Below are 26,102 nucleotides of genomic sequence, written 5' to 3'. Positions count from 1 at the left end.
CGCCGACCTCCAGCACCCGCTCCGGCCGGTGTCGGGTCGGCGGCGCGGACCACGTGGCGCGGGTCACGAGGACAGACACTTGAACCGTTCCTAAAACCTTCCCAGCAAACGCCTCTGATGTGCCGAAGGTGCTTGACGTGCACAGCTGGTCTAGTCCAGTTTGAAGCTGCACCGCGCACCTCCCCGCACCGGACCACGCCCCCACCGCCCTCGCCGCCCGCCCCGCGCTCCCCCTCGCGTGGCGGGCGGCGGGGGCACCGTCCCGAGAGGCACCCCCATGCCACGCGCGCCCCACCACACCCCCGCGCCCGACGCCCCCGCCCGGCACCGCCGCCCCGCCGGCCAGGTCAAGCTGCTCGGCCTCGCCGCCGCCACCGTGCTGGCCGCCGGCGGGCTCACCACCCTCGCCGGGAACGCCGGCGCGGCCGACGGCAACCTGCTCGCCAACGCCGGCTTCGAGAGCGGCTCGGCGAGCCCCTGGAGCTGTTCCGCCACGACCGGCGGCATCGTCAACACCGGGGCGCACAGCGGCTCCTACGCGCTGAAGGGTGCCGCGAGCAGCAGCGACACCGCTCAGTGCGGGCAGAGCGTCGCCGTGCGGCCCGACACCACGTACACGCTGAGCGCCTGGGTCCAGGGCCGGTACGTCTACCTCGGCGCCACCGGCAGCGGGGTCACCGACCCGGCCGTCTGGACTCCCGGCGGCGCCGGCTGGCAGCAGCTCTCCACCACCTTCACCACGGGCGCGGCCACCACCAGCGTGACGGTCTACCTGCACGGCTGGTACGGGCAGGGCGCCTACCAGGTGGACGACGTGACGCTCACCGGCCCCGGCGGCAACCCGTCCACCCCGCCGCCGACTTCGGCCACGCCGACGCCGACGCCGACGCCCACCGGCACGGGGGCACCCACCACCACCCCGCCGAACGTCGCCGTCCCGGTGGCCCCGTACATCGACATGGGCGCCTGGCCGACCCCGTCGATGCCCGCGATGGCCCGGGCCGGCGACCTGAAGTCCTTCACCATGGGCTTCGTCACCGGCGTCGGCTGCAAGGCCAGCTGGTTCAACGCCTACGACCCGCGCACCGGTTGGGCCAAGGACCAGGTGGACGCGCTGCGCGCGGCCGGCGGCGACGTCAAGGTCTCCTTCGGCGGCGCCAGCGGCACCGAACTCGCCGCCGCCTGCACCACGGTGGACTCGCTGTTCGCCGAGTACGACGCCGTGGTCAAGGCCTACCACCTGCGCCACGTCGACTTCGACATCGAGGGCGCCGCGATCGCCGACACCGCCGCCAACGACCGCCGCTCCGCCGCGCTCGCCAAGCTGCAGAAGGCCAACCCCGGCCTGAAGGTCTCGTTCACCCTGCCGGTGCTGCCCGAGGGGCTCACCGCCGAGGGCGTCGCCATCGTCCGCTCGGCCCGTGACGCGGGCGTGGCCGTCGACCTGGTGAACGCCATGGCGATGGACTACTACCGCAGCGGCGCCGACTACGGCGACGCGGCCGTACAGGCGGCGCAGGGCCTCCACGGCCAGCTCAAGGCGCTCTACCCGGCGAAGAGCGACGCCCAGCTCTGGGCCGCGGTCGGCATCACCCCGATGATCGGGGAGAACGACGACCACCAGATCTACGACCAGGCGGACGCCCGTCAGCTGGTCGCCTTCGCCCAGCAGCACCACCTCGGCGAGCTGGCCTTCTGGGACGCCACCCGGGACGCGAACGCCTGCACCGGCGCGCTGTTCAAGTGCACCAACATCGCCCAGCAGCCGTACGAGTTCGCGAAGATCTTCGCCCGGTACGGGGGCTGAGCAGGGGCGCGGCCGGTGGCGGCTCCCCGGATCCGGGGGCTCGGGGAGCTCGGGGCGCCGCCACCGCGGGCGAGCGGTCGGCCACCATCCGCACCGCGAAGGCCGCCAGCGCCGTGCCCATCAGGTACCGGTGGACCCGCTGCCAGAGCGGGCGGCGCGCGAAGAAGGCGGACGCCGAGCCCGCCATCAGCACGAAGACCGCGTTGCCGGCCACGCCGACCAGGATCTGCGTCAGGCCCAGCAGCAGGCTCTGCACGGCGACGTGGCCGCGATCCGGCTCGACGAACTGCGGCAGCAGCGAGACGTACAGGATCGCGATCTTCGGGTTCAGCAGGCAGGTCAGCAGGCCCATGCCGAACAACCGGCCCGGCCCGTCGGCCGGCATCTCCCTCGGCGCGAACGCCGAACTGCCGCCCGGCCGGACGGCCTTCCAGGCCAGCCAGAGCAGGTAGCCGGCGCCCGCCAGCTTGATCGCCAGATAGACCTCCGGCACCAGGGCGAACACCGCCGAGATCCCGGCGGTCGCCGCGAGCAGGTAGGCCAGGAATCCGACGAAGACGCCCGCCAGCGAGATCAGCCCGGCCCGGCGGCCCTGGGCGACGGAGCGGGAGACCAGGTAGATCATGTTCGGGCCCGGACTCAGGACCATCCCCGCTTCCAGCACCGCGATCGCGGCTATCGCGCTGAGGCTCACCATCGTGCTCTCCCCGTTCCCCGCCGTGGGCGCGGCCTGAACCGCCGCGACGTCGCAGCCCAGAGCGCCGCGATCAAGGCCCCATCCTACGAATAATGTGATCTCACTTGTCCGGCGCAGTCGGTACAGTCCCCAGGCATCGCAGCACAGCGCACGAGGGGGCGGCCATGACGGTCCGGGACGACGAGCACACGGCAGCCGACGAGGTCACCGCGGACGAACTCGCCGCCTTCAGCCGAACCCTCGGACGCCTGCGCGCCCTCCCCGCCGACAGCCTGACCCGCCTGCACGCCGAGCGGCAGCTGAAGTCCTTCGTCAGCGAGAGCCGCAAGCGCCGCCGCCAGAGCAGCAAGGACGAGGCCCGGCAGGCCGATGCCGACCTGCTCGCCGCCACCGCCACCGGTGCACGCGACCGCCGCGAGGACGCGCCGCTGGCCGGCGTCCCGGCCGCCCCGCTCGGCGAACTCCGGCTCGGCCGCCGCTGCTACGTCTGCAAACAGCGCTACCGCCAGGTGGGCACCTTCTACCACATGCTCTGCCCCGGCTGCGCCGCCGACAACACCGCCCGCCGCGCCCTGGCGACCGACCTGCGCGGGCGCCGCGCGCTGCTCACCGGCGGCCGGGTGAAGATCGGCTTCCAGCTCGCCTTGATGATGCTGCGCGACGGCGCCGAGCTGATCGTCACCAGCCGCTTCCCGCACGACACCGTCCGGCGCTTCCAGGCCGCCGCCGGCAGCGCCGAGTGGCGCGACCGCCTCACCGTGGTCGGCATCGACCTGCGCGACCCCCGCCAGGTGCTCGGCCTCGCCGAGCAGCTCCGCTCCGACGGGCGCCCGTTGGACATCCTGGTCAACAACGCCGCGCAGACCCTGCGCCGCCCGCCCGAGTCCTACGCCCTGCTGGCCGCCCGTGAGCGGACCGCGCTGCCCGCCGCCTCCACCACGGTCGTCCACGCCCCCGGGTTCCGCCCGATGCCCGCGCTCCGGCCCGCCTGGCCCGCCGCCGAACTCGCCACCACCGACGGCCCTCCGGCGCCCGCTCCGCTGCCCGAGCACGCGGACGAGGCGGGCCTGCTGCCCGACCTCGCACCGGTCAACTCCTGGTCGTCCCGGCTCGGTGCGCTGGACCCGGCCGAGGTTCTGGAGACCCAGCTGGTCAACGCGCTGGCGCCCGCGCTGCTCTGCGACCGCCTGCTCCCGTTGCTGCTGGCCTCACCGCACCCCCGCCGCTACATCGTCAACGTCACCGCGGTGGAGGGCCGGTTCGCCGTCCGCAACAAGACCGCCGGCCACCCGCACACCAACATGGCCAAGGCCGCCCTCAACATGCTCACCCGCACCAGCGCCGAGCAACTCGCCGCCCAGGGCGTCCACATGTGCGCGGTCGACACCGGCTGGATCACCGACGAGAACCCGGCCCCCAAGAAGATCAGGCTGGCCTCCGACGGGTTCCGCACCCCGCTCGACATCGTGGACGGCGCCGCCCGCGTCTACGACCCGATCGTCCGCGGCGAGGCCGGCGCCCCGGTGTCGGGCGTCTTCCTCAAGGACTACCGCGAGGCGGCCTGGTGAGGCCGGGCCGCCTCCCCGGCGCGGCCCGCCGGCGGCTGCGGCGGAGCGCCGCCGTCCAGGCGCGGACCAGCAGGACGAGGTAGCCGAGGACGAGGAGACCGGCGACGGCGGCCAGGACGAACATCATCACCGGGCGCTTCGCGTCGTGGTCGTCCGTCCGGCCGGTCTCCGGATCGACCCAGAGGGGGAGGCGGTCGCCGTCGCGGTGCGGCTCGATGGTCGTCCGGTCCTCCTGGTACTGCCGGCCGTTCAGGGTCCAGGTGTAGCGGCACCTGAAGGGGCTGGTGTCCGGCCCGTCGCCCCCGCTGATCGTGTCGCACTCGCTGAGAGTGGCGGTCACCGGCTCGGTGGTGCGGTCCTGGATCCCGCTCCGCCGCAGGCCCGCGTGGACCCCGCCCACGCAGAGCACGACGGCCAGCAACGCGAGGTAGGCCGTCCCGTAGAGCCAGCCGTCCCTGCTCCGCAGCCGCGGATGGCCGAGCGCGGAGACGGCGAAGCAGATCCCACAGAGGATCCAGCCGCCGCGCGGCAGCGGGCTCCGGCCGTCCGCGGTCGGCCAGACCCCGACGGCCAGGCAGACGCCCGTCACCACCAGGGCCACCGCCCCCACCGTGACCCGGACCCTGCCCAGGACGTTGCCCGCCAACGTGCCCCCCACCAGCCTGGTTTCGACCTTCTCGCCGAACAACCCACCTACCACTGACGGAGGTTGTCCGGCCATCGGTTCCACACCGGACCGCCGCGGGTCTGGGCAGGGCGGGCCGACCTCCTCACAATGAGCATGCCATCGTCCTCACCCGGCCCGCCACACCCGACGGGGGTACCCCACCGTGTCCTTGACCACGCACGCACCGACCACGCACGCGCCGACCGCACCGGCGCCGGCCACCCAGGCGCCGATCAGCCGGCGCGCCTTCACCCGGGCCACACTGCTGGGTGCCCTCACCGCCGCCGGCCTCGTGGCGGCCGCGCCCCGGGCCGCGGCGCTCGGCGGCCAGGCGCTCGGCGGCCCGGCACTCGCCGTCCCGGCCGGAGCGGACTGGCTGGGCGCCGTCGACGCCCAGGCCCCGCTCTCCCGGCTCACGCTGCCCGGCACCCACGACAGTTGCGCGCTGTACGGCGGCGCACTGACACAAACCCAGACCCTCGCCCTGCCGGACCAGTTCGCGGCCGGCGTGCGCTTCCTGGACATCCGCTGCCGCGCCGTCGACGGCGTGCTCGCAATCCACCACGGCCCGGTGTTCCAGCAGATCTTCTTCGGCGACGTCCTCAACCACTGCCTGGCCTTCCTCGCCGCGCACCCGGGCGAGACCTTGGTGATGCGGGTCAGGCAGGAGTACTCGACCGTCTCCGACGCCGAGTTCGGTGCACTCTTCGCCGGCTACCAGGCGCGCTGGCCGGGCCTGTTCTGGAGCGAGGACCGGATCCCCCGGCTGGGCGAGGTCCGCGGGCGGGTGGTGCTGCTGGCCGACAACTCCGGTCTGCCCGGCCTGCGCTGGGGCGGCCCCCGGACGGACATCGAGGACGACTACGACATCGGCACCGTCTTCGAGCTCAACTCCCGCAAGTGGCCCGAGGTATCCGCCCACCTGGACGCCGCCCGCGCCGCCGGCGACGCGCAGCGGCTGTTCCTCACCTTCACCTCCAGCTCCGGCTGGGGCCTGTGGCCGCGCCAGGCCGCCGACGCGATCACCCCGAAGCTGCGCTCCTACCTCGGCGCCCTCGACCGCCCCGCCCGCCCGGTCCTCGGCACCGTCCCGATGGACTTCGTCACCCCGGACCTCGCACGCTCGCTGTACGCGCTCAACTTCGGCGCCTGACCGCCTTCGCCGCACCGCCCGCACCGCGCAGCCCGCACCCCGCACCCCGGCGGCCGGTACCGGTACCGGCCGCCGGGCCATCTCGTCACCGGGTGGCCCGGAGGCCGGTCAGGCGCGCCCCGCCCGCAGGGAGCGGGCCCCGGCCCGGGCGAGCGGGCCCGCGAGCAGACCGGCCGCCGCACCGAGCGCGAGCCCGAGCAGGTCGTCCCAGACATCCTGCGCGTCGCACGCCCGGCCGATCGCCGGCACGGCGTACTGGGCGAGTTCCACCGCGAAGGGCAGTGCCGCCGCGCCCAGCAGGACGGCGGCCGCCCGGCGCCTGGTCCCCGCCAGCGCGGCGGCGAGGCCGACCGGGGCGAACAGCGCGACGTTCAGGTCCGCGTGCCGCGAGGTGAGCCACTCGCCCGGCGGGCGCAGCCCGGCGCCGCCGAGGGCGCAGTGCCGGACGGCATCCCGGGAGAGCTCCCGCAACGACCCCTGGGCGTCGGGCAGCAGGGTCAGCGTCACCACCCCGCCGAGGGCCAGCAGCAGCAGGAACGCGACCGCCCAGTGCGCGCGCAGCAGCCGCCCCACCGGCTGGTTCAGCAGTGCGGCCGGCACCAGCGAGCAGAGCAGCCCGGGCCAGAACATCGGCACGGAGCCGAGAACAGCTTTGATCACGCCTGAACGGACGCCTCGAACGTCCGCCCGGTTCTGCCCCGGTGGCACGGGCACCCGGGCCCGCCCCGCGCCTGCGGGCCCGCCCTCCCCCGCCACCGCTGGGCGGCGCCAACTTCCTTATATCGCACGACAATCATCTATCTCGCTCGATCGAGCGAACTATCCGCCTTATCCACATTTTCGCCTCCCGATGGGGGAACATCAGCACGTCTGCGCCCGAACGATCCCAGTCGGGCGCCACCAACTCCGGCCATTTGGACAAGCCCGTGACTACCTCCGCCCCCGTGTGGGACTGCCCCTTCAACCACACCGAAGGCCTGGAGTTCGACCCGCTCCTCAAGCAACTGCTCACCGAGGACCCGGTCGCCAGGATCCGGCTGCCACACGGCGAGGGCGAGGCCTGGCTGGCCACCCGCTACGAGGACGTCCGCGTCGTCACCACCGACCGCCGCTTCAGCCGCGCCGCCGGCATCGGCCGGGACCTCCCCCGCATGACGCCCGCCCCGATCGCCCAGGTCGAGTCGATCAACCTGATGGACCCGCCCGCCCACAACCGGCTGCGCCGCCTGGTCGCCAAGGGGTTCACCAACCGCCAGGTCGAGCAGCTGCGGCCGAAGACCCAGCGGACCGTCGACGCCTTCCTGGACGGGATGGAGGAGCACGGCTCCCCCGCCGACTTCGTCCACCACCTCGCGAGCCGGCTCCCGCTCGTCACCATCTGCGAGCTGCTCGACATCCCCGAGGAGGACCGCGCCGAGCTGCGCGGCCACGCCGTCGCGATGATGTCGATGGGCCCCGGCAGCGGCGACGGCCAGGTCCGCGCCAAGGCCGCGCTGCGCGCCTACTTCTCCGACCTGACCGCCGCCCGCCGCCGCTCCCCCGGCGAGGACTTGATCAGCGCCCTGGCCACCGCCCGGGACGAGGAGGAGCTGCTGGACGACCAGGAGCTCGCCGTGATGGCCATGGTCCTGCTGGTCACCGGCCACGACACCAGCACCTACCAGCTCAGCAACATCACCTACACCCTGCTCACCCACCCCGAGCAGCTCGCCAAGCTCCGCGCCCAGCCCGAGCTGCTGCCACGCGCCATCGAGGAACTGCTCCGCTTCATCCCGTTCCGCCAGGGCGTCGGCATCGCCCGGGTCGCCACGGAGGACGTCGAGCTCGGCGGGGTGCTGATCCGGGCCGGCGAGGCCGTCCACGTCTCCTACCTGGCCGCCAACCGCGATCCGGAGATGTTCGAGCGGCCCGACGAGCTGGACCTCGACCGCGGCTCGGCCAACCACATGGCCTTCGGCTACGGCACGCACCACTGCGCCGGTGCCCACCTGGCCCGGATGGAGCTCCAGGTGGCCATCGGCAGCCTGCTGCGCCGCTTCCCGGACCTGCGGCTCGCCGTGCCGGCCGCGGAGCTGGACTGGCGGACGGGGTCGATCTGGCGCTATCCGCAGACCCTGCCGGTCGCCTGGTGACCGCCTCCCCGCCGCGCCGGCCCGGCGCCCGTCCGACGCACCCGTAGGCCCTCCAGGGGAGACCCGAATCCATGGCAACACTCTGCCGACCCGCCGTCGCCGTCCCCGAACACGTCATCACCCTGGAGCAGACCCTCGACCTGGCCCGCAGCCTGCACGCCGACCACCCGCAACTCGGCCTGGCGCTGCGCCTGATCGAGAACACCGGGGTCAGGACCAGGCATCTGGTCCAGCCCATCGACGAGACCCTGCGCCACCCCGGCCTCACCATCCGCAACACGGTCTACGAGCGGGAGGCCAAGCGAAGGGTGCCCGAGGTGGTCGAACGCGCCCTCGGGTACGCCGAGTTGGCCGCCCGCGAGATCGACCTGATCATCTACGTGTCCTGCACGGGCTTCATGATGCCCTCACTGACCGCCTGGCTGATCAACAGCATGGGATTCCGCTCCGACACCCGCCAGGTGCCGATCGCCCAGCTCGGCTGCGCGGCCGGCGGGGCCGCCGTCAACCGGGCGCACGACTTCTGCCGCGCCTACCCCGGCGCCAACGTCCTCATCGTGGCCTGCGAGTTCTGCTCGCTCTGCTACCAGCCCACCGACCTCGGCGTCGGCTCGCTGCTCTCCAACGGGCTGTTCGGGGACGCCGTCGCCGCCGCCGTGGTGCGCGGGCGCGGCGGCACCGGCGTGCACATCGAGCGCAACGGCTCGCACCTCGTGCCGCACACCGAGGACTGGATCTCCTACGGCGTCAAGGACACCGGCTTCCACTTCCAGCTCGACAAGCGCGTCCCCGGCACCATGGAGATGCTCGCCCCCGCCCTGCGCACCCTGGCCACCGAACACAGCTGGGACATCTCGGGCCTGGGCTTCTACATCGTGCACGCCGGCGGGCCGCGGATCCTCGACGACCTCTGCCACTACCTCGACCTGGAGCCCGCCGCCTTCCGCTTCAGCCGCGCCACCCTCACCGAGCGCGGCAACATCGCCAGCGCGGTGGTCTTCGACGCCCTCGCCCGGCTCTTCGAGGAGGGCGGGGTCGCGGACGGCACCCACGGCCTGATCGCCGGCTTCGGACCCGGCATCACCGCCGAGATCTCCCTGGGCAGTTGGGCCGGTGTCCCGCTCGAAGCCACCATCCCCCGCCGCCCCCGGGCCATCGACGCCGCCGACCTCGCACTCGTCCCGGCGACGACACCCCTGCTGCGTCCGGCCGGGACTACGATCACCGAATGACCGATACCACGGACCGGCCGGACACCTCCGACAGAGCGGCCCGACTGGCCGCACGCTTCCCCGCGTTGCACGCACCGCAGTACTGGACCTGGGGCCGCTTCGACGCGCAGTTCTCCACCGCGATGCCGCCGGACGAGCTCATCACCAACATCCACCTGGTGGGCTTCTCCGGCGGGCTGGTGGTGCTCTGCCGGGACGACCGCGACCACTGGTTCCTGCCGGGCGGGACGCGGGAGAACGGCGAGTCGATCGAGTCCTGCCTGGTCCGTGAACTGCGCGAGGAGGCGGGCGCGCGCCTGCTCGGCGAGCCGGCCTGGCTGGGGGCCCACCGCTGCGTGACGGACAACCCGGAGCCGTACCGGCCGTGGCAGCCGCACCCCGAGAAGGCCTGGCTCTGGGGCTGGGCGGAGGTGGCGGTGGAGTCCGCCCCGACCAACCCGGACGACGGCGAGCAGGTGGTCGAGGTCCGTGCGGTGGAGCCGGCCGAGGCCCAGCGGCTGCTGGTCGACAGCCATGACACCTGGTGGGGCGAGCTGGTCGGGCTGGCCGTGGAGCTGCGCGGGCGGACGTCCGCCGGCTGACGGCGCACCCGGTCGCCTGCGCCGGTCCCGCACGTCTGTACCGCACGTCGGTGCCGTGCGCCAGCCCTGCGCGCCGGTGCCGCGTGCGGTCCGCGCCGAGGCGGAGCACCGACGGGCCGCGGAGGAGGTCCTCAGCCGGGGAACGACGGACGTACGGCGGGCCGGGGGACTCCGCGTCCACCGGCCCGCCGTACGTCCGTCACCGCCCTCGGCGGCCGGTTCCCGGGCTCAGCGGCGCCCGGAGCGGCGGCCGCCCTCGGAGCCGGACCCGCCGGTCAGGCCGGCCCGGCGCAGCGCGTCGGCCATCGCACCGTTGCCCAGCGGGGCCTGGCCGCCCGAACCGGAGCCGCCGACGGAGCCCGCGCCGGAGCCGCCGCCCGAGCCGCGCCGGTCCTGGCGCGGCGGGCGCGCCTGCCGTCCGCCCCGGTCGCCTGCGCGGTCGCCGCCCCGCTCGCCGCCCCGCTCGCCACCGCGACTGCCGCCCCGGTCGCCGCCGCGCTCCCGGCCGACCTCGTCGTCCAGCCGCAGCGTCAGCCCGATCCGCTTGCGCGGCACGTCCACGGTGGTCACCCGCACGGTGACGATGTCGCCCGGCTTGACCACCTCGCGCGGGTCCTTGACGAAGGTCTTCGACAGCGCCGAGACGTGCACCAGGCCGTCCTGGTGGACGCCCACGTCGACGAAGGCACCGAAGGCGGCGACGTTGGTGACCACGCCCTCCAGCAGCATGCCGACCTCCAGGTCGCCGATCTTGTCGACGCCCTCCTTGAAGGTGGCCGTGCGGAAGGCCGGACGCGGGTCGCGGCCCGGCTTGTCCAGCTCGCCGAGGATGTCGGTCACGGTCGGGATGCCGAAGGTGTCGTCGGCGAAGTCCGCCGGCCGCAGCGCCCGCAGCGCGGCGCTGTTGCCGATCAGCTCGCTCAGCCGGCCGCCGGTGCCGGCGAGGATCCGGCGCACCACGGGGTACGCCTCCGGGTGCACGCTGGAGGCGTCCAGCGGGTCGTCGCCGTCCGGGATCCGCAGGAAGCCCGCGCACTGCTCGAACGCCTTCGGGCCGAGCCGGGCGACGTCCTTGAGCGCCTTGCGGGTCCGGAACGGGCCGTTGGCGTCGCGGTGCGAGACGATGTTGTCCGCGAGCGTGCCGGTGATGCCGGAGACCCGGGTGAGCAGCGGCGCGGAGGCGGTGTTGACGTCCACGCCGACCGCGTTGACGCAGTCCTCGACCACCGCGTCCAGCGAGCGGGACAGCTTCACCTCGCTCAGGTCGTGCTGGTACTGGCCGACGCCGATCGACTTGGGGTCGATCTTGACCAGTTCGGCCAGCGGGTCCTGGAGCCGGCGGGCGATGGAGACCGCGCCGCGGATCGACACGTCCAGCTCGGGCAGCTCCTGCGAGGCGAACGCGGAGGCCGAGTAGACCGAGGCGCCGGCCTCGCTGACCATCGCCTTGGTGAGCTTCAGCTCCGGGTGGCGCTTGATGAGGTCCTCGGCGAGCTTGTCGGTCTCGCGGGACGCGGTGCCGTTGCCGATCGCCACCAGGTCGACGGCGTGCTTCTTCGCCAGCGCCGCCAGCGTGGCCAGCGCGGCGTCCCACTTGTTGGCGGGCTGGTGCGGGTAGATCGTGTCGTACGCGACGACCTTCCCGGTGGCGTCCACGACCGCGACCTTCACGCCCGTCCGGAAGCCCGGGTCCAGACCCATCGTGGCGCGGGTGCCCGCCGGGGCGGCGAGCAGCAGGTCGCGCAGGTTGGCGGCGAAGACGCGCACCGCCTCGTCCTCGGCCTCCTGGCGCAGCCGGCCGCGCAGGTCGATGCCCAGCCGCACCAGGATGCGGGTGCGCCAGGCCCAGCGGACGGTGTCGCCCAGCCACTTGTCGGCCGGGCGGCCGTGGTCGGCGATGCCGAAGCGGGCGGCGATCCGCTGCTCGTAGTCGCTCTCGCCGGGGAGGTCGCCGCCCTCCTGACCGTCGAACGGGGAGAGTTCGAGGTCCAGCACCTCCTCCTTCTCGCCGCGCAGCATCGCCAGGATGCGGTGCGAGGGGAGCTTGGTGTACGGCTCGGCGAAGTCGAAGTAGTCGGCGAACTTGGCGCCGTCCTGCTCCTTGCCGGCGCGAACGGTGGCGACCACCCGGCCGCGCGTCCACATCCGCTCGCGCAGCGAGCCCACCAGGTCGGCGTCCTCGCCGAACCGCTCGACCAGGATGGCGCGCGCGCCCTCCAGTGCGGCGGCCCGGTCGGCCACCGCGTCGTTCAGGTAGGCGTCCGCAACGGCCGCCGGGTCCTGCGTCGGGTCGGCGAGCAGGGTGTCGGCCAGCGGCTCCAGGCCGGCCTCGCGGGCGATCTGCGCCTTGGTGCGCCGCTTCGGCTTGTACGGGAGGTAGATGTCCTCCAGGCGGGCCTTGGAGTCGGCGGCGAGGATCTGCGCGCGCAGCGCGTCGTCCAGCCTGCCCTGCGCCTCGATCGACTCCAGGACGGCCGTGCGCCGCTCCTCCAGCTCCCGCAGGTAGCGCAGCCGCTCCTCCAGGGTGCGCAGCTGCGTGTCGTCGAGCGAGCCGGTGGCCTCCTTGCGGTAGCGGGCGACGAACGGCACGGTCGCGCCGCCGTCGAGCAGGTCGACGGCCGCCTTCACCTGGCCGCCGCGGACGCCCAGCTCCTCGGCGATCTTCCGCTCGATCGCCTGCTGGGCCTGCTGGGCCACCTGTTCGTCTGGCGTGCTCACGAAGCCGGTCACCTTCTCCAGAGTTGCTTTCCCCGTACCCCCGCATTCTGGCAGGTACCCCCGACGCCCCCGCCCGCCCCGTCGCGGCCGGGCGTGGCGCGGGCCCGCCTGGTGCGGAACCCCGTCAGGACCGGTCGCCGACGGTCGTCTCCGGTCGGCCGTCGGCGAGGATCGTGATCAGCCGGGTGCCACCCCGGCTCGTCGCCACGCGCAGCCGGTCCGGTCCGTCCCAGGCGGCCTCGTGGAGGTAGTCGTGGTCCTCGCCGACGTACGTGACCCTCCAGCGGCGGGTGGCGAGACCCGAACCCTCGTCGACGTAGACCAGGTAGAGCGGGTCGGGCCCGAACCCGACCTGGTCCTGCCGGACCACCAGGACGCGGTCCGGGCGCCCCGGCGCGGCCTCGGTGCGCGTGGTCCGGGGGCCGTCCGAGGAGAGGATCCAGAACGGCACGGTGCCCACGCCCAGCACGACCACGGCGCAGCCGAGCCCGCCGCGCACCCACGACGGCCACGGCGAGAACAGCAGCGCCACGATCAGCAGGGCCAGCGCCCACGTCCCGAACAGCAGCGGCTGGTCGAGCCACTCCCTCACCACCAGCAGTCCGCCCGAGCGCCGGTGGAACCGGCCCACCACGGCGGCGCCCACCAACGCGGTCGCGCCCCCGAACGCCCCCCACGCGACCCAACGTCCCCACCTGTTCGCCATCGCCCCACCCTAGTGTTCGAAATACCGCGAACGGCCGAGGAGCCCGGGAGTACAGTGCCGGGCATGTGCGCTGCAGCCCGGATGCATGACGACGAACCGGACATCGACACCGCCCTGGTACGGCGGTTGCTCGCCGCCCAGTTCCCGCACTGGGCCGGGCTGCGGATCGAGCGGGTCGCCTCCGCCGGGACGGACAACGCGATGTTCCGGCTCGGCCCCGAACTCGCCGTCCGGCTGCCCCGGGTGGGCTGGGCCGCCGACAGCGTGGGGCGCGAACAGCGCTGGTTGCCCCAGCTGGCCCCGCACCTGCCGCTCCCCATTCCCGCCCCGCTCGCGCTCGGCCGGCCGGCCGCCGGCTACCCGTGGGAGTGGTCGGTGCTGCGGTGGCTGGACGGCGCCAACCCGGTCGTCGGCGCGACCACCGCACCCGTCCAACTCGCCCAGGACCTCGCCGGGTTCGTCACCGCCCTGCGCGCGGTCGACCCCGCCGACGGCCCGCCGGCCTCCCGGGGCGTGCCGCTGGCCGCCCGCGACGCCTCCACCCGGGCGGCGATCGGCCGGCTGCGCGGGGCGATCGACACCCACGCGGCAACCACCGTGTGGGAGAAGGCCCTTCGGTTGCCGGAACACACCGGCAGACCGGCCTGGATGCACGGCGACCTCTCCCCCGGCAACGTCCTCCTGCGCCGTCAACACCTCAGCGCGGTGATCGACTTCGGGCTGATGGGTGTCGGCGACCCGACCGTCGACCTGATCGTCGCCTGGAACCTGCTCCCCGCCCCCGCCCGCCCGGTCTTCCGCGCCGCCCTGGCGGCCGACGACGCCGCCTGGGAGCGCGGCCGCGCCTGGGCGCTGTCCATCGCCCTGATCCAACTCCCCTACTACCGCACCACCAACCCGGCCCTGGCCGCCAACGCCCGCCATGTGATCCGGGAGGTCCTGGCCGACCGCAGCGTGTGACCGGCCGCGGCGGCCGTCAGCCGATCCCGGCGACCGTCGACGCCAGGGACAGGAGCAGTGCGCCGAGCGCACCGATGCCACCGAGGAGCCGCAATCCGCGCCGGTCGTCATGACGGCGGGCGTAGCGCGTGGTGGCGGCGGCGAAGAGCAGGCCGCCGACGATGAACCACGGCCCCCACAGGTAGAGGTACCAACGGGTCAGCCCGGCCAGATCGGGCTCGACCGCGATGGCCCCGGCCTCGACCAGCAGGCCGTGGAGGACGAAGAGGCCACCGTGCCAGACGAGCAGAACCGTCGCACCCCCACCGCAGAACACCAGGAAGCGGCTGATCCGCAGGCTCCGCCACCGGGTCAGGCCGACCCCGATCAGGGCGCCGAAGACCTTGAGGAGACCGGTCACCCACAGGACGGCAAGAAACCACGGGACGCGGTCGCGAGCGAGTTCCACCAGCGACGGCGCCACGGTCGACCGAGCACCGAAGGTGCCGCCCGTCGCCCAGACGAAGCTGGGCGCCGCGAACAGAAGCCCCCACGCCGCAACGGCGTGGCCCCACCACGGGCCCGGGTGGAGACCCCGTGGACCCCGTACCCGGTGCATGACCGGGCGCACCGTGTCACCCGAAGAACGCATGATCGACATGACTCCACCGTGGCAGCACGGTGACGGCGGCAGATCATCTGCGCGGAGGATCCCCCTCCCCCGTGGGAGCCACTTCCCGCCGCCCGCCCGGGACCGGCGACCCGCTCAGAGAGCGGTCTGGGCCAGGGTCACTTCATCGAGGATCCGAAGGAGGTCCAGCGAAGGCAGCGGGCCTATGATCGCCTCCAAGCGGATGCGCCGTCTCCCAGCGACAGCGCCTCTCTGATCCGCAGTGTGAGGGAAGGACTTCTCAACAGACCCCCGCCAAGCCCCACACGCCCGAGGCTTCGTGGCGAAAGTCCAGCTACAGCGACAACAACGGCGGCAACTGCGTCGAGGTGGCCGACGACCGCCGCGGCCGCCTCGTCCGCGATTCCAAGGACCCCGAGGGCCCCGTCCTCTCCTTCCCCTCCGCCGTCTGGCAAGCGTTCGTCGACGTCGTCCGCGCCGACGAGTTCCCTCCCCCGCAGGCCTCCTGACGTCTCGCAGCTCCAGCTCTCCGACGCCGGGCTCCCCTCGTCTACAGTGATCCGCCGGCCGGTCCGCGTGTGCCGAACGGCCGACCGGCATCACACTGACGAGCTGAGGAGTCCCATGCCATCGCCTCTGGTGTCCCGACGTCGACTGATGGTCGCCGGAGCGGGCGTCGCCGCAGCCGCGGCCGGATCCGTTGCTGTTCCCGGCGCCGCGCGGGCGGACGTCGTCACGAACCCGGCGAACATGCCGACCGGCGCACCGCTGATCGATGTGGCCAGCGGGTCGGCGTCGTGGCTCCCCGACGTCGTCAACCGGGACACCTCGACCACGCTGCAGGGCTTCGCGTTCGACTCGGTCAACGGCCACTTCTTCACGCTGCAGATAGCCGGGGCGAGCCAGGTCGCCTACCTGCGGTCGGGAGCCCAGGTCGCCGTCACGCCGTCCATCAGCGGCGACCAGCACGCCGACTCCGGCGATCTCTGCCTCACCAAGCACGACCTGGCCACCGGCGCCGTCCTGGGCCACATGTACCTGCTCGGCTTCGGGCACGGTGTGTCGCTCGGCATCGAGCCGGCGGTCGGAGGCGCACCGGCCTACGTGTGGACCGAGGCGAACGCGGCCCGGAACGGCTACGGCCAGGAGATCGTGCGGTTCCCGTTCGCGAACGAGACCGTCCTGTGGACCAGCCACCCGGTCGTCCAGCGGCTGGCGTCCCCGGATCCGGCGGCGACCTCGATGACCCCGTACGTCGACGCGACCTACGGGATCCTTCTCCTGCGCTACATGCTCGACGACGCGCACTGGTTCGCCGCCTACGACCTGGCGGCGGCCCGGACAGCCGCGATCAACGGCTCCGCGCTGCCCGGTCCGCTCGCCCGGATCCAGCAGCCGGACCTGTACAAGGCGGACGCCGGCGGTCAGCCGACCAGCGCTCCCGCGACGTTCCAGGGCTTCGCGTCGCACGGCCAGTACGTGTACATGCTGGACGGCGACCCGCGCACGAGTGGCCCGGCGCTCCCGCTCTCCGGCGTGGACAAGTGGTCCATCCACACCACGTCGATGGACCTCAACGGGACGCTCAACGCCCCGGACACCCACTACATCCGGCGCACCCACTCGGAGGCGGACGGGGCTGCCAACCCCCGCGAGCCGGAGGGCATGGCCGTCTACACCGGCCCCCTGGGGCTGCGCCTCTGCTTCGGCATCACGGACAACACCTCGACCGGAACGCGCCAGTTCGACCTCTACTACAAGGCGTGACCTCGCGGGGCTGCTCGGTCTGCCCGGGCAGCTCGGGCCGCTCGGTAGGGTGCGGAACATGACACGGCACATCACCTTCGACGCCCTGCACAACTTCCGTGACCTGGGCGGATACCGCACCTCTGACGGGCAGTCGGTCCGGTGGCACCGGCTCTACCGGTCCGACTCGCTCGGCAAGCTCTCCTCCCCCGCCGACCTCGCACGGTTCCGGGAGCTCGGCATCGGCACCGTGATCGACCTGCGCTACCCCTGGGAGATCGCCGCCAAGGGGCGGATACCCGAGATCGACGGGGTGGCGTACCACAACCTCTCGATCGAGCACCGGCCGTACGACCAGGCGGAGATCGACCCGGACGTCGACCCCTGGCGCCATCTCGCCGACCGGTTCGCGGAGGTGGCCGAGGACGGGGTGGCGGAGATCCGCCAGGTGCTCGAACTCGTCGCGACGGCGGACCGGCCGCTGGTCTTCCACTGCGCCTCCGGCAAGGACCGTACCGGGCTGATCGCGGCCCTCGTCCTCCACCTGCTCGATGTCCCCGAGGACGACATCGCGGCCGACTTCGCGCTCACCGAGCTGGCCACGTCGCATTTCGTCGCCGACTGGCACGCCGCCAACCCCGGGCGCACGCTGCGCTGGCCCGGGTACGGGCGCGCGCCGGAGGACGTGATCCGCCACGTGCTCGCCGACCTCACCGCCGCCCACGGCTCGGTACGTGCGTATGCCACCGGCACACTCGGCGTCGACGAGGAGCTGATCGCCGCGCTGCGCGCCCGACTGCTCGCCGAGTAGTCGCTCGACAGCGGAAATCAGCCAGGCCCTCGCGGGAATGACAATCGCAAGAAATCAGAGCTAAACAGCTCATCGATCAGTGCTGAACATCCCCGAAAGACCTGGGCCGATTTCCCTTCGGCGAAGTAAATCTTCCGCCACTTCAAATCACCGACTTGCCAAGCCATGGCCCCACCATCCTCACTCTCCGAAGGGCCGGAAATAATAGTTCTGGGCAGCTGTTCGTGCACGCTAGGGTCATTCCCGCGGCGGCTCGTCCGATCGGGTGATCAAGGCCGGTGGCAGTCGAACCTCCGCTCGTTTCTTTTTGCCTGCATGACGCCCGTCGCGGCGTCACCGAAAAGATCGGACGGGATATGCACGCAAAGCACCGCACGCTCGTGCGCGGCATTCTGGTAGCGGCCGCGCTGCTCGGGTTCGCCGGGGCGACGCCGGCCCTCGCGGAGGGCTCCTGGACGTCCCACATCAGCAACTGGGGGCCCGGCTCGGAGTCCCGTCGATGGGCGGACAACGACCGGGACGACGCCGTGACGACGGTGTCGTTCAGGGGCTGCACCACCGACACCAACGACTTCAAGAACGCCGATCTCCAGCTCTACAAGGACGTCTTCGGCCCCGACAAGTCCTACGGCTACCGGCTGAACCGGTGCGACACCTCCGTCTGGGGCGACCAGAGCTCCGGCGAGTACTACTTCGCCCTGGAGGGCGTGCGCTCCGGCGGCAAGCTCTGGGTCGACTCGGTGAGCGCCCAGTACTGAGCCCGGCCCGCTCCTGAGCCGCATTCCCCAGCTGCCGGAGTTTCCGGAACACCCCGAGCTTCCGGAGTTACCGGTGTGCCGACGGAGCCCCCGCCCGTCGGCACATCTCCCCTCCCACCGCGTCGCCCCCGCACCCACCGAGCGAAATGCGTCGGCCCCGCCATGACCCTTGAATTCCACCGCATCGACTTCCGGTACACCCGGAAGGCCGGACTCTTCGCCGGCTTCGCCCTGCGGATCGACGATCCGGCCACCGTCCTGCTGGGCCCCAACGGCGCCGGAAAGTCCACCCTGATGGCGCTGGCCGCCTCCCAGCTCGCCCCGCGACAGGGCTCCGTCTCCTGGCGCGGGCAGACCCCGACCGGGCACCGCGGCCGGGCCGCGTACCGGCGGGCGGTGGCCTGGCTGCCGCAACAGGTGACGCCGGTGCCCGGACTCAGTGTGCGCGAACAGGTCGCGTACTGCGGGTGGTTGAAGGGCATGTCGCGCGCCGAGGCCTGGCAGGCGTCGGCCGGCGCGCTGGAACGGGTCGGCCTGGCCCCGCTCGCCGACCGCCGGAGCCACCGGCTCTCGGGCGGGCAACTGCGCCGGCTGGGCATCGCCGGCTGTCTGGCCCACCGCAGCGAACTGATCCTGATGGACGAGCCGACCGCGGGGCTCGACCCGGCGCAGCGGGGCATGTTCCGCACCCTCGTCGAGGACCTGGCCGGAGAGGTCAGCGTGATCGTCTCCACCCACCAGACCGAGGACCTCGCCGCGACCTACCGGCACGTGGTGGTGCTGGATCAGGGCCGCGTCCGCTTCCAGGGTGGCATCGAGGCGTTCCACGCCCTCGCCACCGGCCCTGACACCGGCCTCGGTACCGGTGCCGGCGCCGAGGCCGCCTACACGCGCCTGGTCGAGCGGGAGGCCTGAGGTGCTGCTGCGCACGGTCCTCCGCACCTCCGCCGGCCTGCGGACACTGCCGTTCCTGGTCGGCTTCGTCCTGGTCGCGCTCGCCGACGACCTCACCGCCTGGGTCACTCCCGCCTACGGCCTCTCCGCCGCCGGACACGCGAGCCTCGCGCTGCCGTTCGCCTGCGCGGCCTGCGCGGCCGCCGGAGCCTGGGAGGGCGGCCGGCTGCACCGGGGGCGGGTCTTCGACCGCTCACCGGTCCGGTCGCCGCTGTCGATCACCGCGCCCGTTCTGCTGCCGGTGGCGGTGACGGGCGGGCTCGGCATGGCCGCGGCCCTCGGCACCACCGCGCTGGCCGGCGGCACGATGACCGGCGCGGTGGCGCCGGGCGTCCTCGCCGTCTGGGTCGGGCTGCTGCTCGCCAACACCCTGGTCGGCTCGATCGTCGGACGGGTCCTGGCACCGGTGGTCGCGGTACCGCTGGCTCTGGTCAGCAGCTTCGTCCTGAACGCCTACCCGGCCTCCTTCGACGCCTACTGGCTGCGGCACCTGGTCGGCGGCGGGCTCTCCGACTGCTGCGCCGTGGACCAGGTCCTCGACCAGAAGGCCGTATCGAGCTCGCTGGCGTTCTCCGGCGCGGTGTGCGCGGCAGCCGTCCTGCTGATCCGGTACCGGGGTGCGCCGGCCGCGCTCGCCGGCGCGCTGGCGGTGACGGCCGCCGGGGTGGCGCTCGCCGCCCAGCCGGCCCAGGGGCTCGGCCCGGAGCCCGTACTGGACCGGCCCGCCACCGCGCTGGTCTGCGACCACGGCCGGCCGCGGGTCTGCCTCTGGCCGGAGCTGGGCGGCACCCGCGCGGGCCCGGTCCGCGACGAGGCCCGACGCGTCGTCACCACCCTGGCCGGACACGGCGTCCCGGTACCGGCGACGCTCACCATGGCGGCCCGCCCGGGGCCGGGCGAGGCGAAGCTGGGCATCCCCACCACGGCCCGCGTGCAGGACGTGGCACCCGGCGTGGTCGGCGGGCTGCTCCCCCGCGCCCCGGACTGCGCCCGGTCCGGCGCCCCCTACCCGGCGGGCGCGGCCGCCGGACCGGTGACCGCCTGGCTCACGGCCAAGGCGACACCGGACTCGCCGGCACCGGACAGGACAGCACCGGAGAGGACAGCCTCGAACGGGACGACAGCGGACACCCGGGGCCGGTTCGGCGCGCAGGACGCCGCGCTCGCCGAACAGGTACTGCGACTCCCCCGGGAGGCCCAACTCGACTGGTACCTGGCGACGACCGAGGCCCTGCGGCACTGCGACACCCCGGCGCCTGCGCTGCCCCCGGGCGGTGCCCGGTGATCTGGTGGTGCAAGGCACGCGCGGTACCCGGCGTCCTCGCCGCCCTGGCCGGGACGTTCGCACTGGGCCTGCTCGTCGGCGACGGCGAACTGCCGGTGCCCGCGCTGCGCGGGCACGCCGGGCACTTCCTGGTGGCGCACGTCATCACGCTGCTGCCCGCGGTGTTCCTGCTGCACGGCCTCGGCCGGGGCGACCTGCGGACGGAGGCCGTCGCCGGGCGCTTCCTGCGCGGCCTGGACGCCGGGCTCGCCCTGGCCGTGGCGACGGCGGGTGCGGCAGCGGGCGTGCTCGCCCATGTGGCCGGAGAGGGCGACCTCGCCCTCGTCCTCGCCCGCAACATCGCCGGCTACCTCGGTTCGGCGTTGCTGCTCCACCCCCTGCTCGGCCACCGTCCAGCCGCCGCCGCGATCGCCGCCGTCCCGCTGCTCTGCTCGGCGGCCGGCTGGCACCCCGACGGCCGCCCCGAACCCTGGGCCTGGCCGCTCCACCCCGCGGCGTCCCCGTACGCCCTCACCGCCGTGGCCCTCACCCTCCTCGCCGGCACCACCTGCACGCTGCTCCGCCACCGCCCGCCGGCCGACCTGCACGTACTGGCCTGACGGCCGGCCCAGGGCCTCGACCTCAGCGCGGTGAGGACCTCGGGAGCCGTTCCTGGACGATGACGCGCTCGCCCTCACCGACGGGCTCCTCGAAGGCGGCGAAGTACTATAGCGTTCCAGGAGCGCGTCGGAGACGGTCACGGTGTTCGCGTCGTTCCGTCGGTTGCGGTCGGCCAGTCGGCTTCGCAGGATTTCGAGATCGGCCTTGAGGCGGACCAGTTCCCATCGGCATCCGTGGCTCTCGATCGCGGCCTTGTACCGGTCCCGGGTGGCCCGGCTCCAGAAGCTGTAGTCGATGACGACAGGAAGCCTCGCCGTCATCAGCCGGATCAGCTCCTCCCACAGCTCCTGCTCCACGGCGGACTTGAGTTGCTCGTACTCCGCCGGGTCGAGGTCGGCCGCGTCGCGACCGATGCGCGCCCACACCCCCTCGTCGATCGACAGCCGGGTGAAGCCGCGGCGTTCAAGGGCCTGCGCACAGGTGCTCTTGCCCGAGCCGGGGAGGCCGCACATCATCACGACGAGGCCGCGCTCCGTACCGTCCAGATGCGGCAGAAGATCCATATCCGTTTCTTTCATACGGGCGAGACCAACGGGCGGTCGCCACTCCGAGCGGATCACCGGCCACCCCACCAGGCAGCCAGGCCGCCCCCGCCGGTGACCAGCGTGATCAGCCAGACGGGCAATCGGTCGACAGTCAAGTGCAGCCCTCCACAGTGGAGTTCAAACTGCGGGCGCGCCTTGCGTTCGGTTGTCCGAGTCATGGCTACATGTATAGGCCGCGGAATCGAAGGTGTCAGGGGACAAGGAGGAACAAAGGCGCACGAAGAACGGCCCGCATTGGACACATGGGCCAAAATCTGTCCCATATATGCGAGTTCAGGCAGATGGACATTGTGGCGTGGAGCGGCAGCACGGGCGGGGAGCGCGCACGGAGGCGTCCGGCCGTCAGCGGCGGCGCGGCCTGCCGCCCGTGCCGCCCGAGCGGCCGGTGTGCGGCTTGCGGTCACCCCGCCCACCGGCGCCCCGGCGTGCGGTGGCCGCCGGGGCGCCGGTGACCTGGGTGACCGTGGTGGCCCAGTGGCCGGGGCGGGTGAGGGCGGGGGGCAGCTTGGTGGCGGCGTCGCCGCGGGCCGCATTGAGCTGGGCCTGGGTGAGGAAGAGCGCGTCGGTGAGGTCGGCGCCGGCCAGCTCGGCGTCCCGGAGGTCGGCCCCGATGAGGTCGGCCATCCGCAGATCGGCGCCGGCGAGGTCGGCCGCGACGAGCAGCGCCCCGCGCAGGTTGGCGCCCCGCAGGTCGGCGCCACGCAGCCGGGCACCGAACAGGTCGGCGCCCCGGTGCTCCTTGCGGCGCGGGACGGCGGCCCGGACCAGCTCGCTCGCCTTCAGCAGCAGCTCGCTCACCCCGTGGCGGTGCGCGGGCACGTCCACCGCCAGGATCTCCGCCGGCGTGCCGGCCGCGAGCCGGTCGGTCTCCGCCAGGGCCCGGCGCAGCTCGGCGTGGACCGGGCGGGCGGGCTCGTAGGTGAGCGCCTCGGTGAGGTACCAGAGCAGTTCGTGCAGCTGCCGCACCACCGGGAACACGTCGACCATCCGCCGGGTGTCCTCCGGCGCCTCGCGCCAGCTCCGGCCGCCGAAGGTGACCTGGGACACGCGCTGGCCGGCCCCGAAGCAGTCGTACACGGTGCAGCCCTGGAAGCCGCTGTCGCGCAGCCGGGCGTGGATGCCGCAGCCGAAGTCGGCCTGCAGGTTGCGGCACGGGGTGCCGGCCGGCTTGTTGACGGCGAAGTCGGCGCCGGCCGCGAACGGCAGCGCGACACAGCACAGCCCGAAACAGCTCCCGCAGTCGGACAGCAGGCTGATGGGGGCGGGCGTGGGCTCGGTCACTGGGCTGGTCTTCCTCCGTACGGCGGCGCCCGGGCGGTCCGGGTCCGCAGGGGCGGTCCGGGTGGCAAGGGGCTGCCGGGATCCGCCGGGGCTTGCGCGAAGTCTGCGAGGGCCTGCGGTAGAGCGTACCGACACCGCCGCCGCGGCCGGGCCGCCCGGGAACCGGGGGACGGGGATCGGCAGTCCGTTAGTGTGGTCGGCCGGTGTCGGTTCGGGTCTGTACGAATCGGGGGCACCGGAGGCACCGGAGCAACCGAACAGTGGAGGAAGCAGGCATGTCCCGGCACGACGTGACGGCGTACCCGGACACCGAGGGCAGCGAGGACGCCCGGAGCGCCGCAGCGGCGCCCGCGGACGGCACCACGCCCGCGGAGGCGGGGACGAAGGCGGCCGAGACCCTGCGCTTCCCGCGCCGCACCCGGACCGCCGCCCTCACCCTGCTCTGCTTCGCCGTCTGCCTCGCGATCGGCGCCCAGCAGTGGACCACCGCCCAGCTGGGCGGTTTCGACCTCGGCATCTTCGACCAGGGCGTGCGCGGGTACGCGCACCTCGGCCTGCCGGTGTCGACGCTGAAGAGCTTCCACCACGAGTTCCCCCCGGACTTCTCCCTGCTCGGCGACCACTTCTCCCCCGTGATCGCGCTGCTGGCACCGCTCTACTGGCTCTGGGACGACCCGCGCTCGCTCCTGGTCGGCCAGGCGCTGCTGTTCGCGGCCGGGGTACCGCTGATCCGCCGGATCGCCGACCGCTGCTTCGCGGACGCCGACCCGCGCACCGCCCGCCGGGCCGCCGACCTGGCGGCGCTCGCCTACGGGCTGGGCTGGCCGCTGCTGGTGGCCTCGCGCGGCGGGTTCCACGAGGTGGCCTTCGCCGTGCCGCTCACCCTGCTGATGCTGGAGCGCGGACTGGCCCGCCGCTACGGCACGGCGGCACTGGCCGGTCTGCTGCTCTGCTGCACCAAGGAGGACCTGGGGCTGGCGGTCGGCGCGTACGGGCTGGTGCTGCTGCTGCGGGCCCGCCGGGACGAGGACCGCGACCGGCGCCGGCAGACCGCCCGCTGGGGCACCGGCTTCCTGCTCGGCGGGCCGCTCGCCTCGGTGGTGGCGATCGCCTGGCTGGTGCCGGCGATGGGCGGGGTGCCCGGTTACTACTGGAACTACGGCTCGCTGGGCACGGACGCCGGCGATGCCGCCTCCAGCGTGCTCGCCGACCCGACCCTGCTAGTCTCGGCCGCCTTCGACGCCCCGCTGAAGCCGCTGCTGCTGCTCTGGATCTTCGGCACCCTGTTCCTCCTGCCGCTGCGCTCGGCGACGGTGCTGTGCGCCCTCCCGCTGCTGGCGGAACGGGTGCTCTCCAGCAACCCGAACCACTGGTCGGTCGCCCGGCACTACGACGCGTTCCTCTGGCCGATCCTGCTGGTCGCGGCGCTGGAGGTGCTCGGCCGCCGGCACGGCAGCGTGCGCACCCTGCGCCTCGGCGTGGCGGCCGCCGCCGTGACGATCGCGGCCGCGCTGCCGCTCGGGGCGGCCAACCTGTTCGTCCCCGCCTACTGGCAGCCGAAGGCGAGCGAGGCCGCGCTGATCCGGGGTGCCGAGCGGATCCCGGACGGCGCCTCGGTCGAGGCCGACAACCAGGCCGCCCCCCGGCTGACCGCCCGTACCGACGTGGTGCTGGTGGACGGCACCCCGCGCGGGCGCGAGTACGTACTGATCCGCTCCGACAAGCGCGCGTTCCCGTTCAAGACCGACCGGGAGCAGGCGGCCCGGATCGAGCTGCTGCTGGCGCACGGCTACCGCCAGCTCTGGTCCGAGGACGGCGTCGTGCTGCTGCACCGGGAGAGCACCGAGCCGGTCCCCGGCGAGCACGTGCCCGGCCCGGACAGCACGGGGTACCAGGACGAGGTGCCGTCCGACGTCGGCCACAACCTCTTCCGGGGCTGACCCGACGGGGCGCCGGCGGCTGCGACTGCTGCTGCTGCTGCTGCTCGAAGCGTCGGGGACGCACCGCCCGGCCGCCGCGGGCCCTCCCGGGTTCCCGGCCCGCCTCCTCGCGACCGCGGTGGTGTGGCGGCCGGACGGCAGCCGGTAGGTTGGCTGGCCGTCGGTGGCGGCGTCCCGTCGGCGGCATCCCGTCGCGCGTCCCGCCGGCGGCGTCCGGAAGGCGGTGGGTGATGGTTGCGCGAGCGGTTGTGGACTGCGCGCTGTACGAGAACGGGCAGCGGCTGCCGGGCGGGATCGAGCCGGCCGAGGCGCTGCGGCGGATGGACGAGGCGCCGGGGCGGTTCGTCTGGATAGGCCTGTACCAGCCGACCGCGGAGCAGTTCGCCGAGATCGCGGCGGCGTTCGAGCTGCATCCGCTGGCCACGGAGGACGCGGTCCGCGCCCACCAGCGGCCGAAGCTGGAGCGGTACGGCGACACGCTGTTCCTGGTGCTCAAGACGATCACCTACGTCGACCACGACCGGGTGACGGCGACCAGCGAGATCGTGGACACCGGCGAGATCATGGTGTTCGCCGGTCCGGGTTTCGCCATCGTGGTCCGGCACGGCAGCGCGCGGTCGCTGACCGGGGTGCGACGGGACCTGGAGGCCGCGCCCGAGTTGCTGGCCCTCGGCCCGGCCGCGGTCCTGCACGCCGTGGCCGACTCCGTGGTCGATCAGTACCTGGAGGTGGCCGACGCCTTCGAGCGGGACGTGGAGGAGCTGGAGTCCGCGGTGTTCTCCCCCGAGCGCACCGACGACGCCGGCCGGATCTACCAGCTCAAACGCGAGCTGCTGGAGTTCAAGCGGGCGGTGGTACCGCTCGGGGCGCCGTTGCAGCGCCTGTGCGACGGCTCGCTGCCGCAGGTGCCGACCGGGATCACCGCGTACCTGCGGAACGTCGCCGACCACCACGCGCAGGCCCGGGAGCGGATCGCCGCCTTCGACGAGCTGGTGGGCGGCATCCTGTCGGCGAGCATCGGCCGTCTGTCGCTTCAGCAGAACACCGACATGCGCAGGATCAGTGCCTGGGCGGCGCTCGCGGCGGTGCCCACCCTGGCGGCCGGGGTGTACGGCATGAACTTCGACCACATGCCGGAGCTCCACTGGACGTACGGCTACCCGGCGGTGGTCCTGCTCGTCGCCACGGTGTGCGTGTTCATCTTCCGCGCGTTCCGGCGCAACGACTGGCTCTGACGGCGAGCACGGCGCGGCGAGCACGACGAGCACGGCGCGGCGAGCACGGCGGCACC

Annotated in this window: 21 protein-coding genes and 3 pseudogenes; 16 read left to right on the top strand and 8 right to left on the bottom strand. The window is 73.5% G+C overall.

Features of this window, described 5'->3' with window-relative positions:
* Window positions 1-277 precede the first annotated feature (277 nt).
* The gene (locus tag AB0J08_RS09595) at window positions 278-1,807 is read left to right on the top strand and encodes a carbohydrate binding domain-containing protein (RefSeq protein WP_360629617.1); all 1,530 of its coding nucleotides are present in this window, start codon (window positions 278-280) and stop codon (window positions 1,805-1,807) included.
* A gap of 85 nt (window positions 1,808-1,892) precedes the next feature.
* Here AB0J08_RS09595 and AB0J08_RS09590 read toward each other — a convergent pair.
* A pseudogene (locus tag AB0J08_RS09590) lies at window positions 1,893-2,504 on the bottom strand (LysE family translocator); the annotation flags it as partial.
* 164 nt (window positions 2,505-2,668) lie between these two features.
* Here AB0J08_RS09590 and AB0J08_RS09585 point away from each other — a divergent pair.
* Complete coding sequence (locus tag AB0J08_RS09585) at window positions 2,669-4,072, top strand: SDR family NAD(P)-dependent oxidoreductase (RefSeq protein WP_360629614.1); 1,404 nt, start codon at window positions 2,669-2,671, stop codon at window positions 4,070-4,072.
* Here the strand turns inward: AB0J08_RS09585 and AB0J08_RS09580 are convergent.
* Window positions 4,044-4,772, bottom strand: coding sequence for a DUF3592 domain-containing protein (locus AB0J08_RS09580; RefSeq protein WP_360629611.1), 729 nt, complete (start codon window positions 4,770-4,772; stop codon window positions 4,044-4,046). The two genes, AB0J08_RS09585 and AB0J08_RS09580, sit on opposite strands and share 29 nt — an antisense overlap.
* A 130-nt stretch (window positions 4,773-4,902) precedes the next feature.
* Between AB0J08_RS09580 and AB0J08_RS09575 the strand changes: the two genes are divergently transcribed.
* Window positions 4,903-5,892, top strand: coding sequence for a phosphatidylinositol-specific phospholipase C (locus AB0J08_RS09575; RefSeq protein ID WP_360629608.1), 990 nt, complete (start codon window positions 4,903-4,905; stop codon window positions 5,890-5,892).
* A gap of 108 nt (window positions 5,893-6,000) precedes the next feature.
* Here the strand turns inward: AB0J08_RS09575 and AB0J08_RS09570 are convergent, their stop codons facing one another.
* Entirely contained in the window at window positions 6,001-6,552 is a 552-nt protein-coding gene (locus tag AB0J08_RS09570) for a VanZ family protein (protein ID WP_360629605.1), read from the bottom strand.
* A gap of 266 nt (window positions 6,553-6,818) precedes the next feature.
* On the opposite strand from AB0J08_RS09570, the gene AB0J08_RS09565 reads away from it, so the two are divergent.
* The 3 genes from AB0J08_RS09565 (at window position 6,819) to AB0J08_RS09555 (ending at window position 9,837) form a co-directional block, all read left to right on the top strand.
* Window positions 6,819-8,024 carry a cytochrome P450 gene (locus tag AB0J08_RS09565; protein WP_360629602.1) on the top strand — a complete coding sequence of 402 codons (1,206 nt, stop codon included), beginning with the start codon at window positions 6,819-6,821 and terminating at the stop codon, window positions 8,022-8,024.
* 71 nt (window positions 8,025-8,095) lie between these two features.
* Window positions 8,096-9,256: a type III polyketide synthase gene (locus AB0J08_RS09560; protein WP_360629599.1), complete on the top strand. Its 1,161-nt coding sequence runs from the start codon at window positions 8,096-8,098 to the stop codon at window positions 9,254-9,256.
* Window positions 9,253-9,837, top strand: a complete 585-nt coding sequence (locus AB0J08_RS09555; protein ID WP_360629596.1) for an NUDIX hydrolase — start codon at window positions 9,253-9,255, stop codon at window positions 9,835-9,837. Before AB0J08_RS09560 ends, AB0J08_RS09555 begins: the two co-directional genes overlap by 4 nt.
* A gap of 228 nt (window positions 9,838-10,065) precedes the next feature.
* Here AB0J08_RS09555 and AB0J08_RS09550 read toward each other — a convergent pair whose 3' ends face one another.
* Together AB0J08_RS09550 and AB0J08_RS09545 are read right to left on the bottom strand one after the other, a co-directional pair.
* Window positions 10,066-12,555, bottom strand: a complete 2,490-nt coding sequence (locus tag AB0J08_RS09550; RefSeq protein WP_360629593.1) for a Tex family protein — start codon at window positions 12,553-12,555, stop codon at window positions 10,066-10,068.
* A 124-nt stretch (window positions 12,556-12,679) separates the two neighbouring features.
* Window positions 12,680-13,261, bottom strand: a complete 582-nt coding sequence (locus AB0J08_RS09545; RefSeq protein ID WP_360629590.1) for a hypothetical protein — start codon at window positions 13,259-13,261, stop codon at window positions 12,680-12,682.
* A gap of 63 nt (window positions 13,262-13,324) precedes the next feature.
* Between AB0J08_RS09545 and AB0J08_RS09540 the strand changes: the two genes are divergently transcribed.
* Window positions 13,325-14,221, top strand: coding sequence for an aminoglycoside phosphotransferase family protein (locus AB0J08_RS09540; RefSeq protein ID WP_360629587.1), 897 nt, complete (start codon window positions 13,325-13,327; stop codon window positions 14,219-14,221).
* A 16-nt stretch (window positions 14,222-14,237) separates the two neighbouring features.
* Here the strand turns inward: AB0J08_RS09540 and AB0J08_RS09535 are convergent, their stop codons facing one another.
* A complete protein-coding gene (locus tag AB0J08_RS09535) occupies window positions 14,238-14,819 on the bottom strand; it encodes a DUF3995 domain-containing protein (RefSeq protein WP_360629920.1) in 582 nt (193 codons plus the stop codon).
* Window positions 14,820-15,145: 326 nt separating this feature from the next.
* Here AB0J08_RS09535 and AB0J08_RS09530 point away from each other — a divergent pair.
* The 7 genes and pseudogenes from AB0J08_RS09530 to AB0J08_RS09500 form a co-directional block, all read left to right on the top strand.
* Window positions 15,146-15,340 (top strand): annotated as a pseudogene (locus AB0J08_RS09530) (DUF397 domain-containing protein); the annotation flags it as partial.
* A gap of 115 nt (window positions 15,341-15,455) precedes the next feature.
* Window positions 15,456-16,598 carry a hypothetical protein gene (locus AB0J08_RS09525; protein WP_360629584.1) on the top strand — a complete coding sequence of 381 codons (1,143 nt, stop codon included), beginning with the start codon at window positions 15,456-15,458 and terminating at the stop codon, window positions 16,596-16,598.
* 58 nt (window positions 16,599-16,656) lie between these two features.
* Entirely contained in the window at window positions 16,657-17,388 is a 732-nt protein-coding gene (locus AB0J08_RS09520) for a tyrosine-protein phosphatase (protein WP_360629581.1), read from the top strand.
* Between the two features lie 356 nt (window positions 17,389-17,744).
* Entirely contained in the window at window positions 17,745-18,146 is a 402-nt protein-coding gene (locus tag AB0J08_RS09515) for a hypothetical protein (RefSeq protein ID WP_360629578.1), read from the top strand.
* 162 nt (window positions 18,147-18,308) lie between these two features.
* The gene (locus AB0J08_RS09510) at window positions 18,309-19,061 is read left to right on the top strand and encodes an ATP-binding cassette domain-containing protein (protein ID WP_360629575.1); all 753 of its coding nucleotides are present in this window, start codon (window positions 18,309-18,311) and stop codon (window positions 19,059-19,061) included.
* Between the two features lies 1 nt (window position 19,062).
* Window positions 19,063-20,385, top strand: coding sequence for a hypothetical protein (locus tag AB0J08_RS09505; protein WP_360629572.1), 1,323 nt, complete (start codon window positions 19,063-19,065; stop codon window positions 20,383-20,385).
* Complete coding sequence (locus AB0J08_RS09500) at window positions 20,382-20,984, top strand: hypothetical protein (protein WP_360629569.1); 603 nt, start codon at window positions 20,382-20,384, stop codon at window positions 20,982-20,984. Before AB0J08_RS09505 ends, AB0J08_RS09500 begins: the two co-directional genes overlap by 4 nt.
* Before the next feature lie 129 nt (window positions 20,985-21,113).
* Here the strand turns inward: AB0J08_RS09500 and AB0J08_RS09495 are convergent.
* Window positions 21,114-21,497, bottom strand: a pseudogene (locus tag AB0J08_RS09495) (ATP-binding protein); the annotation flags it as partial.
* A 435-nt stretch (window positions 21,498-21,932) separates the two neighbouring features.
* Window positions 21,933-22,871: a pentapeptide repeat-containing protein gene (locus AB0J08_RS09490; protein ID WP_360629566.1), complete on the bottom strand. Its 939-nt coding sequence runs from the start codon at window positions 22,869-22,871 to the stop codon at window positions 21,933-21,935.
* Window positions 22,872-23,146: 275 nt separating this feature from the next.
* Between AB0J08_RS09490 and AB0J08_RS09485 the strand changes: the two genes are divergently transcribed.
* Both AB0J08_RS09485 and AB0J08_RS09480 read left to right on the top strand, forming a co-directional pair.
* Window positions 23,147-24,811 carry a DUF2079 domain-containing protein gene (locus AB0J08_RS09485; RefSeq protein ID WP_360629563.1) on the top strand — a complete coding sequence of 555 codons (1,665 nt, stop codon included), beginning with the start codon at window positions 23,147-23,149 and terminating at the stop codon, window positions 24,809-24,811.
* 230 nt (window positions 24,812-25,041) lie between these two features.
* Window positions 25,042-26,046: a magnesium and cobalt transport protein CorA gene (locus tag AB0J08_RS09480; protein ID WP_360629560.1), complete on the top strand. Its 1,005-nt coding sequence runs from the start codon at window positions 25,042-25,044 to the stop codon at window positions 26,044-26,046.
* Window positions 26,047-26,102: the final 56 nt, after the last annotated feature.

Origin of the sequence: Kitasatospora sp. NPDC050463 (genome assembly GCF_040655255.1) — a bacterium.
Taxonomy (GTDB): domain Bacteria; phylum Actinomycetota; class Actinomycetes; order Streptomycetales; family Streptomycetaceae; genus Kitasatospora.
This window is presented reverse-complemented; position numbering and strand designations above follow the sequence as displayed.